Here is a 17,291-nt window from a genome sequence, read left to right as displayed (position 1 = left end):
TTTTTTTAATTATTTCATATAAGGTCTAATCACATCTGCCCAGATTTTGTTTCCTTCGGGGGTCAAATGAAGCATATCTTCCAGGAAGAGATCTCTTCTGACATTTCCGTTTGCATCTTCCATTGCTTTTGTGATATCAATATATTCGGCGTTTTTTTCTTTTTTCATGAATGCAGCAATCTTTTTATTGGTTTCTTTCATTTGCGGCCAGAGGATCTTTCTGCTTGGTGAAAATTTTATTGAAATATAATCAATTTCTATATCCGGAAACCTTTCACGAACTTTCTTATAAAAAGTTTTATATCGCTCAACAACTACTTTTGCTTTGAGTTGATGATTGTCTGCAAAATCATTATCACCACAGTAAATGATGATTTGTTTTGGTTGATAAGGATCCAGAAGGTCAGTGGCAAAATCATTGAGATCTGTTAATCTTGAGCCACCAAATCCACGGTTGATGAGTGTTTTATCAGGAAAATAACTGGCAATATCTGTCCATCTGGTAAAAGATGAACTTCCAATTAGAAGAATAGCATCTTTGGGAGGTGGAGTTTCCTGATCTAATTTTTTGAAATTTTGTATGTCCTGCCAGAACACTGACTTTTCTTTCTGCGAAAAGAAAAGGGCAAATGACAGCAATAAGAATGCTGATAGAATCTTCTTCATTTTTTTAATAATTTTTAGTTAATTAAAAAACCTTCTCAAAAAAAACTCCCGAACTTTCGGGAGTGTGGTTTTTATCTTTTGTAAGTGGTGTAGCTTATATCTACCACCTGATCTCCATTTACATCAACATTGCCAAACAGCTGTTGTATTTTTAGCTCTGTACTGTTGAGTATAACAATTCTATACTTTCTTTCAGTATCGTTCTTATATGTTATATTTAAATCCTTACTTTCAGTATCATACGTAAAAGTTCCCTCACTTACTCCATTTTGCTGACAGTCAGCACCAACTCCTGCATAAGAGGTATACGATGTAAAATAGTCAGTTCTGAAAACTGTTACATTTTTAGTACTACACCCTGTTGGAACGTCGGAAGCAAGTACAGTTTTATTGTCTTTTCCGGAGATAATTTCTGTTTTACTCGTCTTCCATTCTCCCTTCATCATATCCAATTCGTAGGCTTGATTATTATCATCTTCACAAGAGGTAAGCGCTAACGCTGAAAAGGCAAATAAAAGTAGTTGTTTTTTCATTTTCACAAATTTAAGAATATGCTAAAATATAAATAAATTTGAAATATTTGTAATGAAATTAAGGTTTTTTAAACGAATGTTTATAAATAAAATAATTTTATATGATAAGCTGGAAGCAACAAGTGTTTAGAATTTAAAGATTTGAAAATTCAAATGCTTTAAGAACTCAAAAATAAAACAACTTGTAACTTCCAGCCCTAAGCTTTATTAATAGCTCATTTCTACGATTTTATACGCATCCTGAGGAGTCAGTTTTTTATACTCTCCCAGACCAAGCCAGTTTCTTTCGGTGAATGCTTTTTCTACTCTTTCAGCAGTTCCTTTATATTCTTCGGTGTATTCTGAAAGTTTAGTCTGGATATCCAAACTATGGAAAAATTCTTCCATTTTTTTTATTCCAGCTTCAGCCTTTTCTTCTGTGCTTCCTTCCTTAATTCCCCAAACTCTCTCGGCGTATTGTGCCAGTTTTCCTTTTTTTGAATCAAAATTATAGCGATAATGAGAAGGGGCAATGATAGCAAGTGTTCTAGCATGATCAATTCCGTAATAAGCCGTTAATTCGTGCCCCATTGCATGAACTGCCCAGTCTGTAATAACACCTTTTTGGATCAATCCGTTAAGAGCCATAGTACAACACCACATAAAGTTTCCGGCTGCATCATAATCAAAATTATCAGCCATTACTTTTGGAGCGGTTTCCTGTAAACTGATCAGGATGCTTTCTGCAATTCTTTCCTGTAAATCTGCAGAAGATGGAGCAGTCATATATTGCTCTAAAACGTGAGTATAAGCATCTGTAATTCCGTTTACGATCTGTCTTTTAGGAATAGACCGTACGACTTCAGGGTCTAAAACTGAAAATTGAGGAAAAAGTCCGGGACCACCGGAAGATAGTTTTTCATTTGTTTCTCTTCTCGAAATTACATATCCTGAATTCATTTCCGAACCGGTCGCCGGAAGCGTTAAAATGCTTCCGAAAGGCATTCCTTCTCCTTCAAATGTTCTTACAGGTTTTTTTAGAATTTCCCAAGGTTCACCATTGTAATTTGCAGCTGCAGAAAGAAATTTAGTTCCATCAATTACAGAACCTCCGCCGACAGCTAATAGAAATGTTATTTTATTTTCTTTAATAACATCTAGTGCATTAATTAAAACTTCATACTCCGGATTGGCAGGAATTCCACCGAACTCATAAACCTGATGATCTTTCAAGACTTCTTTTACCTGGTCGTAAACACCATTGCTTTTGATGCTTCCACCACCATAGAGCATTAATATTTTAGCATCTGCGGGAATTTCTTTTGAAATTTTAGTTATTTCACCCTTCCCGAAAAGTATTTTTGTTGGATTTTTAAACTCGAAATTTAGCATTATTGTAAATTTATTTTAATTCAAATTTACGGAATGCAATATGAAAATTGAGTTAACGAAGTTTTAAAATTAATATGATTATTTTTTATGAAAACTATTGACTTTTGTGGTGAATAAATTATTTTCCCTTAAGATAAATTTTAGCTGTTTCTATAAACTTTTCTTTATCTCTCTTTATATTCTCAAGCATTTTAAGCTTATCAGGCGGAGTAGATAAATATTTATCTCCCCAAAGGTTAATCTCAACAATGATAGGAACCAGATCAATCCCTTTTTCTGTAAGATAATATAGACCCTTTAATTTACTATCCGGATGATCTTTCTTGTCAATAATGCCATTCTCTGATAGATGCTGTAGTTTCGATGCCAATATATTGGTTGCAATTTTTTCATCCGCTTTAAGAAACTCTCCATAGGTACATTCCTTGTTCAGCATAAGGTCACGGATGATTAGCAATGACCATTTGTCACCCCATATTTCCAAGGATGAACTGATAGGACAATCTGATCTTTTTTTACTCATAGCTTTTAATTAGAAAAACACTTGCAAAATGAAAGTTTTTATGTAATTTTACTTTTGTTTTGCAAGCAAATTTAATCATAAATAAATTAATCAATCAATGGAAAATTATGACGTTGCCGTAATAGGCTCAGGTCCTGGAGGGTATGTAGCAGCAATCAGAAGTGCACAATTGGGTTATAAGACAGCTATTATAGAAAAGTATGATACTTTAGGCGGAACATGCACCAATGTGGGTTGTATTCCGACGAAAGCCTTATTGGACAGCACCCATCATTATGCAGATGCGCAACATAAGTTTGCTACTCATGGAATCGGACTGGGTGAAATTGATCTTGACTTTTCTCAAATGTATAAAAGGAAATCAGAGGTTGTCGCTAAAAATACATCCGGACTTGAATTTTTAATGAGTAAAAATAAAATTACTCATATTAAGGGTGTAGCACAATTTATAAATAATTCTACAATACAAGTTACCGGAAAAGAAGGAAACCAAACTATAGTTGCGAAAAACTACATCATTGCAACGGGTTCTAAGCCGTCTGCAATACCTGGAATAGAAATAGATAAACAAAGAATTATTACTTCTACAGAAGCTCTTTCACTTCAAGAAAAACCTAAAACTATGGTGATCATAGGTGGTGGAGTGATAGGAGTAGAAATGGCATCCATTTTCAGTCGTATTGGTACAAAAGTAACCGTTGTTGAATATGCTGATCATCTTATTTCTACTATGGATCACGAATTGGGAAAAAGCCTTCAGAAGATCTTAAAAAAGGAAGGGATTGATATTCTTCTTAATCAGTCTGTTTATAAAACGGAGAATCTGGGATCATCTGCAAAAGTATTTTTTCGGGATCAAAGTGGTAAAGAAAGTGAATTGGAAGCTGATTATGTTCTTGTTGCAGTAGGACGAAAACCTTTTACAGAAGGACTGGGACTGGAAAGAACAGAGGTACAGGTTAATAGCCGGGGTTTTATCAAGGTAGACGGTACATGTAAAACATCAGTATCCAATATTTATGCAATTGGAGATGTTATTGGTGGTGCTATGCTGGCTCATAAAGCGGAAGAAGAGGGCGTTTTGGTTGTGGAAACGATTAACGGGCAAAATCGACCTATTCATTATAACCGTATCCCCTCTGTGGTATACACATGGCCGGAAGTAGCTTCTGTTGGGTATACAGAAGAGTATCTGAAAAATAATCAGATTGAATACAAATTCGGAAAATTTCCATTTTCAGCCAGTGCGAGAGCGAGAGCTTCAATGGATACAGAAGGATTTGCAAAAGTTTTGATAGATCCGAAGTATGGAGAAGTTTTAGGAGTTCATATTATTGGTGCAAGAGCTGCAGATTTAATAGCTCAGGCGGTTATTGCTCAGGAGTTTGAAGTGACTGCAGAAGATATGTTCCGTATTTCGTATGCACATCCAACCTATTCAGAAACTTTGAAGGAAGCTTATTTGATTGCATCCGGACAGGGTGCTGTCAATATTTAATATTTTTAGATTTTATGAAGAAACTGCTCTTAAATGGGTAGTTTCTTTATTGGTTTATACACTCATCACTTTTGTAGTAAACACCATTACTTTTTGCGTCGAGTTTTCCATTTTTTCGATTAATTTTTATTAGAAAAGATTCTTTCGTAGCCGGACAGTCTTTTGATTTTAAACCATATATGGAAATGTATTTGTCTTCTATTTTATATGAACCTGTGAATCGGTTCTTGGTGTCGATCCAGAAACCATTGATCCTTGCTATAAGAAGAGCCTCAGGAAGATTATCCACGGATCCGATAAAATCTTTAAGTTGCTGTTCATTGGAAAAATAGACTGACCTATCTTTTTTACAGGCAAGGATGTATGAAAAGCATCCTTCTCCAATACATTTTTGGAAAAAACCTTTTTCAGGAACAGGTTCATTGATGGTCATCGGATCAGGCATCTGGCTTTCATAGATCACAGCCTTGTCGGGATCGGTGACGTTGCTGAGTACTCTCCAATAAGCATATTCCTTACTCGGGACGATGAATGGGTATAAATAATCAACCGTATCCAGGATATCAGGAATTTTCTTATAATCATTAGGAACTGTAATCTGAGTATAAAACAGATTGGATACAATGAGGGAGAGCGCAACAATTATTTTCATAGATGATTGTGATCCTGTAAATTTACGAAATGATATTTTTATATCAATATGGTGATCTTCCATTCTACACTAAGGCAAATTTCGCTTCAGGATATTATTCTATTTATTTTTTAAATAATCAGCAGCATTTGTATTTCCAGGATTTAACAAAAGGGATTTCTTATAATTAATAATAGCTTCTTTCCTATTTCCCATGGTTTCTAAAATCTCGCCATAACTGTCAAAAACATTTGAGCTTTGAGGAAATAACAGTGTGTTTAATTTAAATACATTTAATGCTTCATCCTTTTTATGTAAACCTGACAATTGGTAACCCCAGGCATTTACTTCATCTTCTGTTAAGGCGAAGTTTTTATGATCTTTTTTTAATGTTTTATATGCTTTTTCAATATTGCTGAATCCATCTTTTATAGCTTGCTGGCGTAATAATTTCATATTGGAACTCAAGCCAAAACCATTTTCAACTTTCATGTCAGAAATATAGTAACTGGCAATTTCATCAATAAACCATTCCGGATTGGAGCCCTGAAGATTTGTTAAAACCACGATCGATAAGTCGTCTTTAGGATAAACAAATAAAGCAGAACGCATTCCACCAACTGGAGCTGCCGCGGGATGATCTTCTCTTACCACGGTTGGCCAGCCAAGTGCATAACCGTTCGTTAATTTATTAAAACCATCAATATGTCCATCATTCAATTTTGTTGTTGTGAAAAGTTGTGTAATACTGTTCTTATCTTTTAATAACTGACCATTTTGTAAGGCGATAAGCCATTTACTAAGGTCTTCAGCGGATGAAATAATTCCTGTAGCTGTTCTGAAAAACACGGGAAAAGTTGCAAAAGCGTTATGTTGTTTTCCGTCATTAATCCATTTTCCATCTGTATTAATGATCGTAGAATAGGCTCCGGCACTATTAGGAATAATATCATTAGAATCACCAAATTGCGTAACCGTCATTTGTGATGGCTTAAACTGATTTTCTTCAATGAATTGGGTGAAATGTTTGCCACTTAATTTTGTAATTATTTTTCCTAAAATATAATATCCGGTCTGATTATAACTGAACTTTTCTCCAGGTTGAAATTCCATAGGTAATTTTCTCACCAGTTCCCAGTTTTTTTCCTCTGAGCCATCTCCTAATAGCTGTTCCTTGTTATCAATATTATTTGGAAGTCCTGAAACATTACTCATCATCTGTCTTATGGTTATGGATTTCCATTCATTGGGAATATCTGTGATGTAAAGAGAAATAATATCATCTACTTTTAATTTCCTCTGCTCTTGTAATTGTAAAATAGCAACACCTACAAAAGCCTTGGTTATAGAATTGATTGAGAATACAGTCTTCGTTTTTGTTGAAACCTGATGTTCCAGATTGGAATAACCGTAGTTGCTCAGTTTCTCTAGCTTCCCATTTCTGATAACAGCTAACTGAAGTCCCGGTATTTTGAGCTGTTCCATCTTATTCTTAAGAAAAATGTCAATACTATCTGGAGCTTTTTGAGCTGACAATAAATATGAAAATGGGAGGAACGCAACTATTAATAATTTTTTTATGGATAGCAATGGATATTTCATAGAGTAGATTTATATGTAGAACAGTTTAAAGAGTAATTTAGTTACATAGGTAGGCAAAATAATGATGAAAAGGACAAATTAAATTTTGGTTAATTAAACTAGAATATGAGGGAGTATATTTTGTCAATATTTTATATTTTTTTAATTAAAATAGACACTATTTAAAAACAAAATCTACTACATTTGTTATATGATACATGACCAACGCGCAGAAAAATTCAGGCAGATTGTAGAAAATAAGTTTCAGATCTACAATTCATTATTTATGAGTCTGCCTTATGATAAAATGACTAATATCGGGATGTTGCTCCCGTTTTTATATGAAGAAAGTAAAAATGGCTACGAAGTCGGAAAGACACCCGAAGAAATTGTAGAAGAGTTTTTTAAAAGCCATACTGATTTACAGACTGAAGAGCAGAAATTAGAATTGCTTTTTAAGATTATACAATATATCGAAAGGCAGGTAGTATTATTTGATAGTATTGAAGATGCTGCTTTTCCTAATTTACATTCTGAAAGCGATAATGGAACGGTAACCAATCTTTTTGAACGTTCACAACAGGATCATAAGCTTGAAAAAGTTCGTGAGAAATTAAGAGATTTTACGGTGAAAGTAGTCTTTACAGCACACCCAACCCAGTTTTATCCGAGTTCTGTACAAAGAATCATTCAGGATCTAAGATCTGCTATTACGACAGATTCTATAACCAATATTGATATGCTGCTTCAGCAGTTGGGGAAAACACCATTCGTTAATAAAGAAAAGCCAACGCCTATTGATGAGGCCTTGAGTATTATTTCTTATTTACGATATGTTTACTATGATACAATTGGAGAATTGTTTACCAAGATCAGAAAAACTTTTGGAAATGGGCATTTTCATTTACACGAAGATATTATTCAGCTTGGTTTTTGGCCTGGAGGAGACAGGGATGGAAATCCTTTCGTAACAGCAGAGGTTACCAGAAGAGTAGCTGAAGAACTTCGGTCAGCGATTTTAAAATCCTACTACAGTCACTTGAAATTTATCAGAAGACGCTTAAGTTTCAGAGGGGTATCGGAAGTTTTACAACAGCTGAATGACGAATTGTATAGTGCTATTTTTAATAATCATAAGATCACTACCGAAGATATTCTCGCAAGGGCAGATGAGGCAGAGCGTATTCTTGTTAATGAGCATAATTCTTTGTTTTTAGATCTTTTAATGAATTTCAAGGATCGTGTTAAAATTTTCGGGACCCATTTTGCTACGTTGGATATTCGTCAGGACAGCAGAATCCATCAGCAGGTTATTGATGAGGTTTTTACAAAAGTCTATGGAAATGTTGAAGCTGATCACAATGAAAAATTCAATAAATTAATTCAAATTACAGATGAGGTCAATGCAGATGATTTTGAAGGTATTATAAAAGATACCTTGCTTACGGTTTCGGAGGCTGAGGGAATCCAGCAGCTAAATGGATTACGGGGAATGAACCGATATATTATTTCCAATTCTGATGCAGTGAAGGATGTGATGAATGTGTATGCATTTTTCAAGATCTGCGGATATAAGGATGAAGATATCAATATGGACATTGTTCCATTGTTTGAAACTATGGAAGGGCTCAATAATGCTGAAAATGTAATGCGGGAACTTTATCAAAATCCTGTCTATAAAAAACATCTTGAAAAAAGAGGAAATCAACAGACGATCATGCTTGGTTTCTCGGATGGTACAAAGGACGGGGGGTATTTAAAAGCAAACTGGGAGATCTATAAAGCTAAAGAAGTTTTAACTCAGCTTTCTGAACAGACAGGAATTAAGGTTGTTTTTTTTGATGGTAGAGGAGGGCCACCTGCAAGAGGAGGCGGAAAAACCCATGATTTTTATGCTTCACAGGGAAATACAATTGCCAATAATAAAATTGAACTAACGATTCAGGGGCAAACCATAACCAGTATTTTTGGAAATAAGGAACAGGCAAAATATAACTTTGAGCAACTTCTTACCGCAGGAGTGGAAAATGATGTATTCAAAAACTCTAAGAAGGATCTGACAGAAAAAGAAAGAAAATTAATCACAGAGCTAGCTGAGATTAGCTATAAAAAATATTCAGACTTAAAAGCCCATCCTATGTTTGTGCCTTATCTTCAGGAGATGAGTACATTGGAATATTACGGTAAAACGAATATTGGAAGTCGTCCGTCGAAAAGAGGAAATGGAAATGAACTAAGGTTTGAAGATTTGAGGGCTATTCCTTTTGTGGGTTCATGGTCACAGTTGAAACAGAATGTTCCTGGATTCTTTGGTTTTGGATTTGCGATGGAAGAAATGAAGAAGCAGGGAAGGTTTGAAGAAGTAAGAGATTTGTATAAAGGATCAGACTTCTTTAAAACTTTAGTTTTAAACTCAATGATGAGTATGAACAAGTCTTATTTCCCGCTTACATACTACATTAAGAACAATACGAAATTTGGAGCATTCTGGAATGTGCTGTTTGAAGAGTACAGTCTTTCAAAAGATATTATGCTTGAATTAACAGGATTTACCATGCTTCAGGAAGAAGACCCACTATCCAGAAAGTCGGTGAAGATTCGTGAGAAAATAGTATTACCATTGTTAAGCATCCAGCAATATGCTTTAATGAAGATTCAAAAAGGAGAAGGTAATAAAGAAGCCTACGAAAAGCTGGTAACAAGATCTCTTTTTGGAAATATTAATGCGAGTAGAAACTCGGCTTAAATAATTTGCCAAGTATTTGAGACTGATTCTATATAAAGCTTATCAGGTGGTGATGGACATTAAGATTGTCATTCAGAATGAAACACAGTGGAGTGAAGAATCTCACATAAATTACAATAAGATTTCTCACTATGTTCGAAATGACAACAGGAATAGTATGAATACCTTTATATGAAATACATAAAAAAGCCTATCAACTCGATGGGCTTTTCAATTATTCTTTTATAAATTTCTCGTAATAGGCTTTATCTTTGGTCTGGATTTTCAGATAGTAAGTTCCTTTTTGAAAATCTTCAACTCGTAGCGATTTTTGTTGAGTATTCTTAATAACCAATCTTCCGAGATTATCATAAACTTCCAATGATAAAACCTCGCTTTCAGAAGCGACATTCAAAATGCTCTTAACAGGATTAGGAAATACGGCAACCTTTTCTTTTTTTACCGTTTCAGAAGTACTTAACGTAGTATTATAAAAACTGCCAAAATTTAGAATTCCATATCCCATTTGGTTTGTATGATTAGGATATAATGATGCTGTTTGTCTTAATCTGTTTTTCATCAGATCTCTATTCATATTTGAAAAAGCCTGAATTAAGCAGGCGACTCCTCCTGCTGCGATGGGTGTTGCAATAGAAGTTCCAGTGGCAACAGTTGTGCCATTATCGAAAACAGTAGCAGCTGCGGATCCTCTGGTGCTACCGTCTGGTTTTATTACACCTAAAGCATTAGGTCCGAAAGATGAGAATCCAGATGAATTACCACTGGAATCTACGGATCCGATTGTAAATACTTTGGCATTATCAGCTGGTGTTAGAATATAATGCCAAGGCTGTTGTCCTGAATTCCCGGCAGCGATTAAGACAAAAATACCTTTATTCGATGCAATTTCTGCAGCTCTCGCAATAAATGAAGTGTTTCCGTTCATATCCGCATATTCATAATTATATCGCGGATCATCAAATGTGGAATACCCTAAAGAAGTAGTGATAAGATCAACTCCTTTTCTATCAGCTTCCTCTGCGGCTTCGATCCAGTATAGCTCTTCTTCAGGAATCTCTACCGTTGAATTTTCACTGCGATAAAGATAAAAATCTGCATCTGGAGCAGAGCCAGCAAATGTATCCTGGATATAACCTCCTATAGCTCCTAAAACTATGGAGCCATGAACATTGAGTGTGGGATTATAAATGTCATTAGACTTCGTGACAAAATCGTAGCTTGCTTTAATCTTATTGTTTGTCCACAACCTTGCAAAGGCAGATCCTGTATTTACAGTAGGAAAACCAGTATCTATTACGGCGATTGAAACACCTGTTCCCGTAAATCCAGCAAGATGAAGTGGTCTTAGATTAATCTGATCGATCTGTTCAGAGCCAGAACCATAATCAAAAGTGGTTAGATTTTTATTAGTATTATTAAAGTTTTCCCACTTATTACGATTCATATTCTTTGTTCCTGTTGAAGAATTTCTCGCAAAACTTTCCACGGATTGTACAAAGGATTGTGACTGTAGTGTTGTTATTTGTGCTTGTGTAGCATTTACAGCAACCCCATTCAGCCACTTTGAATAATCTGTTACCGTAAAGCCTAGATTTTGGATATTCTGTATGTAAGATTGTTCAATGGGAGCATCCTGATCGTTTAATGAGATTCCCAATGCGATTCTTCTGTTTAACGACTTCTGGCTAAGCTCAGACAGTGGATTAGCATAGAAAGCAGATTTATTTGGCTTGTCATTAAAAAACACAAAAACAAGCTGTGTTTGGGCAAATGTAAGTGAATAACATATTAAAAGACAAATAAGTAGAATTTTTCTCATGAAGTTATTTTGTATAAAGATAAAACAAAATCAATAAAATTTTTGAATGGATTTTAAATTCCTTATTTTTACGGAAATATTTATTTATGAAAAAAATTCAGATGGTTGACTTGCAAAGTCAGTATTACAAAATAAAGAATGATGTAGATAATGCAGTATTAAATGTAATGGATTCAGCGGCTTTTATCAATGGCCCAGAAGTGAAGTCCTTCCAGAATGAATTGGAATCTTATTTAGAAGTAAAGCACGTTATCCCTTGTGCAAACGGAACCGATGCTTTGCAGATTGCTTTGATGGCCTTAGACCTTAAAGAAGGAGATGAGGTAATCACTGCCGATTTTACTTTTGCAGCTACTGTAGAAGTTATTCATTTATTGAAACTTAAATCTGTTTTAGTAGATGTAGATTACGATACATTCACGATTTCAACAGAAGAGATAAAGAAAGCAATTACACCAAGAACGAAAGCGATCATTCCGGTACATATATTTGGACAATGTGCTAATATGGAAGAAATTCTTAAGATCGCAGAAGAAAATAATTTATTTGTTATTGAAGATAATGCACAGGCAATCGGTTCGGATTATACATTCTCGGATGGGACTGTAAAGCAGGCAGGAACAATGTCTACTGTAGGAACCACTTCATTTTTTCCATCTAAAAATCTAGGTTGCTATGGAGATGGTGGAGCTATTTTTACTAATAACGACGAATTGGCTCATCGTTTAAGAGGAATTGTTAATCATGGAATGTATGAAAGATACTATCATGATGAAGTAGGGGTAAACTCTCGTTTAGACAGTATTCAGGCTGCTATTCTGAGAAAAAAGCTTCCTAATCTTGATTCTTATAACGAAGCGAGAAGAAAGGCTGCTGATTATTATGATGAGGCATTTGCTGGTAATCCAAATATATTAACCCCAAAAAGAGCAGAAAATACAACGCACGTATTTCATCAGTACACACTAAGAATCCTAAATGGAAAACGCAATGAGTTGCAGAAATTCTTAACAGAAAAGGAAATTCCTGCAATGATTTATTATCCTGTTGCATTAAGAAAGCAAAAGGCATATTTCCAGGAAAGTAATGATGCTGATTTCGTGAATACAGATAAGTTATTGGATCAGGTTATTTCTCTTCCAATGCATACAGAATTGGACGAAGAGCAGCTGAAGTATATTACTGATGCTGTGTTGGAATTTATGGGGTAGAAAGATGAAAAAGATACTTTTTTTTACTGTTTTTTTTAGTCAATTTATTTTTGGACAAAATAATAAATTTTTTGTTATTAATGATTTTTTGATCACTTTTCCAAAACCAGTTGAATTGAAGAACCTTAATAAAGAGTCAGGTCAATATCTTTTTAAGGATGGAAAAAATGGTATTATACAAGTGTCTGTTAGAAATGCATCCAAAATGGAATTTTATAAACCAGATCTTAATAAGACTCAAATATTGGAAGCATATTACAAGTGGGAGTTTGATTATTGGAAGAGCAACTCAGTTGAAGCAGATATTAAAGAAATTTCTAAAAACTTAGCTGAAGATTATATTCTTTGGGAAGTTACACTAAAAGAAAGAAATACTATTTTTTTATTTGGGGCTATAGAAGATAAGATTGTTTCATTATCTATAAACAACAATCTCTCAAAGGATCAAAAAGTTGATTTTCTAATTAATCTTTATAAAAAAATTTCAAAATATAAAATATAAATGGCAATACTGGTAACAGGAGGTCTTGGATATATAGGTTCCCATACAGTTGTGGAACTCCTTAATAATAACTTTGATGTTGTTATTGTAGATGATTTGTCCAATTCAGAAAGATTTATTTTAAACAATATAGAAGAGATTGCAGGAAAGAAGCCTGTATTCTATCCTTTTGATTTAAAGAGGAAGGAGCTTTTAACTCAGGTTTTTGATGCCCATCAGATCGATGGCTGTATTAATTTTGCAGCTTCTAAAGCGGTTGGAGAAAGCCAAATTATACCCGTAGACTATTACGAGAATAATTTATTTTCATTGATCAATATACTTCAGGAATTTAAGAAGAGAGAGATTTCAAATTTCATTTTTAGCTCTTCGTGCACTGTTTACGGTCAGGCTGATGTAATGCCGATTGATGAGGAAACACCATTGAAAATGCCAGAGAGTGTTTATGGTAAGACAAAACAAATGGGTGAAGAAATTCTTAAGGATTTTGCTAATGCCTATAAGAGAAAGGTGTCTTTGTTGAGGTATTTTAATCCCATTGGAGCGCATCCGTCAGCGAAATTAGGAGAGTTGCCAATTGGTGTTCCTAATAATCTGGTTCCATATGTAATGCAGACCGCAGCGGGAATTCGTGAAAAGCTAAATATTTGGGGTAATGATTATGAAACAGAAGATGGAACTCCTATTCGTGATTATATTTATGTAGTAGATCTTGCTAAAGCACATGTAGCAGCTTTAAAAAAATTAATGACAGATAAGGACAACAAAACTGTGATTGATATTTATAATTTAGGGACTGGAAAAGGTTCATCCGTATTAGAAGTTGTTAAGGCTTTTGAGATCGCTAATGATGTAAAAGTAGCTTATCAGATTTGTGACAGAAGAGAAGGGGATATTACGATAGCTTATGCTAAAGTTGATAAAGCTCAACGTGAATTGGGCTGGAAATCAGAAACAACCTTAGAAGAAGCATTAAAAACAGTTTGGGAATGGCAGAAATATCTGGATTCCAGAAACTTTAATAGTTAAATTAATTACAAAATATTTTTCTGAGTGATAGATTTTTTATGATTAAAGGACTTATTGCTTCAGTGAATTTTTAAATATATAAATATGAAAACAGAAAGAATAGGGATTACATTCTCTTCATTTGATTTACTTCATGCCGGTCATATAAAAATGTTGGAAGAAGCAAAAACAGTTTGTGATTATCTAATTGTGGGCTTACAAATTGATCCTTCTCATGATCGTCCTAACAAGAACAAACCTACTCAGACGATTGTAGAGAGATATATTCAGCTTAAAGCTGTAAATGCAGTTGATGAGATCATTCCTTACTACACGGAAGAAGATTTAGAAGATATTTTAAAATCATTCGTGATCGATGTAAGGATTATCGGAGATGATTATATGGACAGAGATTTCACGGGAAAAAAATACTGTGAACAAAAAGGAATTGAGATCTATTATAATAAGAGAGATCATAGATTTTCCTCCAGTGATTTAAGAAAGAGAATTTTTGAAGCCGAACAGAATAAAGTAGCTGTAAAATAAAAAAAAATCCCGAAAAATATTTTTCGGGATTTTTTTTATACTATTTTGTTTTTAAAACAAGTCGGTTTACATTGGGCCACCTTGATCGTCTCCGCCATTATCATTAGCGTTGATGTCCTTTTTCTTTTTAGGTTGTTCTACCTTCTCTCCCTGCTTAAATCTATAGGTTAATGATAGGGCAAACTGTCTTGGCTGCCATTGCATGTAAGAATCCCTTGTAAAATCAGTACCATAAGTAGTGGATCTCATCGCTCTTGTATTAAAGATATCCTGAATATTGAAACCAATGGTTCCGTTGCCGTTCCAAATTGTTTTAGAAGCTCCAAAGCTTATTGCATACATATCTTTTCTATCTTGGCTTTGTGTTTTCTGAGCTCCTCTGTAAAAACCTTGAAGCTGGAAATTAAATGTTTTATCTACTTTGAAAGTAGAAGTAAGTCTTGCTCTTGTAGAGAAACCACTTCCATCAAAAGACATTGGCTTGTCCATTGTTTTAGAATCAAAGTAAGTACCGGTTGTTTTATATCCAAATAAATCGACATTACCCATGAACTTCAGCCATTTTGTAGCATCCCAGTTAAAATTCAAATCTAAACCGTAACGATCATCATTGCCAAGATTAATTGGTTTTGTATGGAAGGTAGTAATGTCATTGGTATCAACGGTTTTAAATACTAACATTTTAACATCATCACTAGAATGTCTGTAGTATAGAGTTGGGTTAATTGTAAAATTCTTTTTTGAAATGCTATATCCAAATTCATATGAATCTACATACGAAGGATTTAGGTCAATATTTCCATCGAAAATATTCTGATTATCATTATAGCTTGGATTCGGAATCATAAAAAATGAACGTGGGCGGTCAATTCTTCTTGAGTAGTTCACCAAAAATTGATTGTCCTTTGCAATCTCATAACTTAAGAATACACTTGGAAAAAGGTTGTTGTAATTTTTAGTCGTTTTTTGAGCGCCACCAGCAAGATTTAAATAATCAATATCTACCTTAGAAATTTCATCTCTTAATCCCAATTGATATCCCAGTTTTCCAATCTTGCTTTTAAATTGAAGGTAAAATGCATTAAACATCTCTTTATAAACAGCATTATAGGAGTAATCTTCAAGATATGAAAACAGAGGATGTGTTGCTGTACTTTCCATAACCATATTATTATAGTTATTTCTGTTAACATCTATTCTATAACCCGCTTCTATTTTGGAGTTTTCTCCAATAGGCAACTCATAATCTGCTTTCCCTATAAAAGATTTGTTGAGTGTTTTTTGTGCCACTAAATCTTGTAATTGAAAGATTCCATTATTGGTGTCAGATATATCTGTATCATTGTTGGATCGGTTTCTCTGTAAGCTTGCTGATAAGGAAAGGTTTTGACCTTTGTCATCAAATTTATGATCTAATCCAAAATCTCCCTGAAAAGCAAGATTATTACCATTTGCAGTGTTTAATCTTTGTCTGAAACCCGTTGTATTATTACTAAAATAGTCATAATAAGTAACATTTCCATTGCTTTGGTTATCAAAAGTTCTTACTGTTCCAGAAGCATTTATAGAGGTCTTATCGTTGATGTCATATGTTACACCAGCAGAAGCATTATAATTATCATTCTTACTTTTTGTGATGGATTCGTTATCAATCTGCTGTGTTGTACCACTATTGAAGAATGAATTATTTCGATTTGTATTTTTGGATTCACGATATCCACCACCGCCATTTAGAAACCAATTGAATTTTCCTTTTCTCCAACTTAAATTGGTATTAAGATTGGTTTGTGGAAGATATCCCAAAGTCCCAACTACGCTACCATTAAAACCGGTTTTCTTACTTTTCTTTAAAATAATATTTAAAATACCTGCTGTACCACTAGCTTCAAATTTAGAAGAAGGATTGGTGATTACTTCAATTCTATCAATCTGATCGGCCGGGATACTTTGTAATGCGTTAGCACCATCGTCGATACCTAACAATGCTGAAGGCTTCCCATTAATTAAAAACTTTACATTTGAACTCCCTCTCATAGAAACAGTACCATCAGTTTCTACAGATACGGAAGGAACATTAGATAGTACATCTTGAAGGTTTCCTCCTTTACTTACAATATCTTGAGAAGGGTCGTAAGTTCTTTTGTCTAATTCTACTTTATATGGTTTAGCCTGGACCGTAATGGTTACTCCCTGGATATCCTGAGTTTTCAGGTTGGTTGCACTTTTTTCTGGTTCAATAGCTAAAGCTCCGATGTTTCCTGCAGCTGTAATTTGTTTGTTGATTACATTTTTTTTGTAATCAATAGCTTCAACAGTGATATCGTAATTCCCTGGAGTAAGATCAAGCTTATATTGGCCCTTCTCATCAGTAAGAGCGGCGTCACTGAATAATTTATTTTGTTTATTGCTAAATGTAACTGAAGCATAAGGGACAGGTTGATTATTTTTGTTGACAATGGTTCCTGAAATACCTACCTTTTCCTGGCCAAAAGCGAATGCTGCTGCCGAAAGTACAAAAGTAAGCCCCAAGGTTTTTTTTGTGAAAATGTTAAAAATTTCCGTCTGATTCATAAGGTATTTTTTGTGTAAAATCGTGAAAGGATGACTCCTAATATTGCGAAATTATTAATGAATTAAATTTCAGAATATTACGATT

General features: G+C 34.2%; 14 protein-coding genes. 6 read left to right on the top strand and 8 right to left on the bottom strand.

Annotation, left to right across the window (positions count from 1 at the left end; translation table 11 throughout):
* Positions 1 to 9: 9 nt before the first annotated feature.
* The 4 genes from AC3WRL_RS01350 to AC3WRL_RS01335 form a co-directional block, all read right to left on the bottom strand.
* Positions 10 to 666, bottom strand: a complete 657-nt coding sequence (locus tag AC3WRL_RS01350; RefSeq protein WP_214833414.1) for a GDSL-type esterase/lipase family protein — start codon at positions 664 to 666, stop codon at positions 10 to 12.
* Positions 667 to 737: 71 nt separating this feature from the next.
* Entirely contained in the window at positions 738 to 1,199 is a 462-nt protein-coding gene (locus tag AC3WRL_RS01345) for a lipocalin-like domain-containing protein (protein WP_214833411.1), read from the bottom strand.
* Between the two features lie 207 nt (positions 1,200 to 1,406).
* Positions 1,407 to 2,570, bottom strand: coding sequence for an iron-containing alcohol dehydrogenase (locus AC3WRL_RS01340; RefSeq protein WP_492329565.1), 1,164 nt, complete (start codon positions 2,568 to 2,570; stop codon positions 1,407 to 1,409).
* Between the two features lie 118 nt (positions 2,571 to 2,688).
* Positions 2,689 to 3,093, bottom strand: a complete 405-nt coding sequence (locus AC3WRL_RS01335) for a winged helix-turn-helix transcriptional regulator (protein WP_214833405.1) — start codon at positions 3,091 to 3,093, stop codon at positions 2,689 to 2,691.
* A gap of 97 nt (positions 3,094 to 3,190) precedes the next feature.
* Between AC3WRL_RS01335 and lpdA the strand changes: the two genes are divergently transcribed.
* Positions 3,191 to 4,591: a dihydrolipoyl dehydrogenase gene (lpdA, locus tag AC3WRL_RS01330; RefSeq protein WP_492329564.1), complete on the top strand. Its 1,401-nt coding sequence runs from the start codon at positions 3,191 to 3,193 to the stop codon at positions 4,589 to 4,591.
* A 46-nt stretch (positions 4,592 to 4,637) separates the two neighbouring features.
* Here lpdA and AC3WRL_RS01325 read toward each other — a convergent pair whose 3' ends face one another.
* On the bottom strand, positions 4,638 to 5,243 hold the full coding sequence (locus tag AC3WRL_RS01325; protein ID WP_214833400.1) for a hypothetical protein: 606 nt from the start codon (positions 5,241 to 5,243) through the stop codon (positions 4,638 to 4,640).
* 99 nt (positions 5,244 to 5,342) lie between these two features.
* Entirely contained in the window at positions 5,343 to 6,824 is a 1,482-nt protein-coding gene (locus tag AC3WRL_RS01320; protein WP_492329563.1) for a serine hydrolase, read from the bottom strand.
* Between the two features lie 190 nt (positions 6,825 to 7,014).
* On the opposite strand from AC3WRL_RS01320, the gene AC3WRL_RS01315 reads away from it, so the two are divergent.
* A complete protein-coding gene (locus AC3WRL_RS01315) occupies positions 7,015 to 9,549 on the top strand; it encodes a phosphoenolpyruvate carboxylase (protein ID WP_492329562.1) in 2,535 nt (844 codons plus the stop codon).
* A 214-nt stretch (positions 9,550 to 9,763) separates the two neighbouring features.
* Here the strand turns inward: AC3WRL_RS01315 and AC3WRL_RS01310 are convergent, their stop codons facing one another.
* Entirely contained in the window at positions 9,764 to 11,368 is a 1,605-nt protein-coding gene (locus AC3WRL_RS01310) for a S8/S53 family peptidase (RefSeq protein ID WP_214833391.1), read from the bottom strand.
* Positions 11,369 to 11,454: 86 nt separating this feature from the next.
* Between AC3WRL_RS01310 and AC3WRL_RS01305 the strand changes: the two genes are divergently transcribed.
* The 4 genes from AC3WRL_RS01305 (at position 11,455) to AC3WRL_RS01290 (ending at position 14,635) form a co-directional block, all read left to right on the top strand.
* Complete coding sequence (locus AC3WRL_RS01305) at positions 11,455 to 12,579, top strand: DegT/DnrJ/EryC1/StrS family aminotransferase (RefSeq protein WP_261511493.1); 1,125 nt, start codon at positions 11,455 to 11,457, stop codon at positions 12,577 to 12,579.
* 4 nt (positions 12,580 to 12,583) lie between these two features.
* On the top strand, positions 12,584 to 13,081 hold the full coding sequence (locus tag AC3WRL_RS01300; protein WP_492329561.1) for a hypothetical protein: 498 nt from the start codon (positions 12,584 to 12,586) through the stop codon (positions 13,079 to 13,081).
* Complete coding sequence (galE, locus tag AC3WRL_RS01295; RefSeq protein ID WP_492329560.1) at positions 13,082 to 14,110, top strand: UDP-glucose 4-epimerase GalE; 1,029 nt, start codon at positions 13,082 to 13,084, stop codon at positions 14,108 to 14,110.
* A gap of 84 nt (positions 14,111 to 14,194) precedes the next feature.
* Positions 14,195 to 14,635 (top strand): adenylyltransferase/cytidyltransferase family protein, encoded by a 441-nt coding sequence (locus AC3WRL_RS01290; protein WP_214833379.1) that lies wholly within the window; start codon positions 14,195 to 14,197, stop codon positions 14,633 to 14,635.
* 66 nt (positions 14,636 to 14,701) lie between these two features.
* Here AC3WRL_RS01290 and AC3WRL_RS01285 read toward each other — a convergent pair whose 3' ends face one another.
* Positions 14,702 to 17,206, bottom strand: coding sequence for a TonB-dependent receptor domain-containing protein (locus AC3WRL_RS01285; RefSeq protein ID WP_261511496.1), 2,505 nt, complete (start codon positions 17,204 to 17,206; stop codon positions 14,702 to 14,704).
* Positions 17,207 to 17,291: the final 85 nt, after the last annotated feature.

The sequence above is a fragment of the Chryseobacterium sp. FW101-FHT12H09 genome (assembly GCF_058790395.1).
This window is presented reverse-complemented; position numbering and strand designations above follow the sequence as displayed.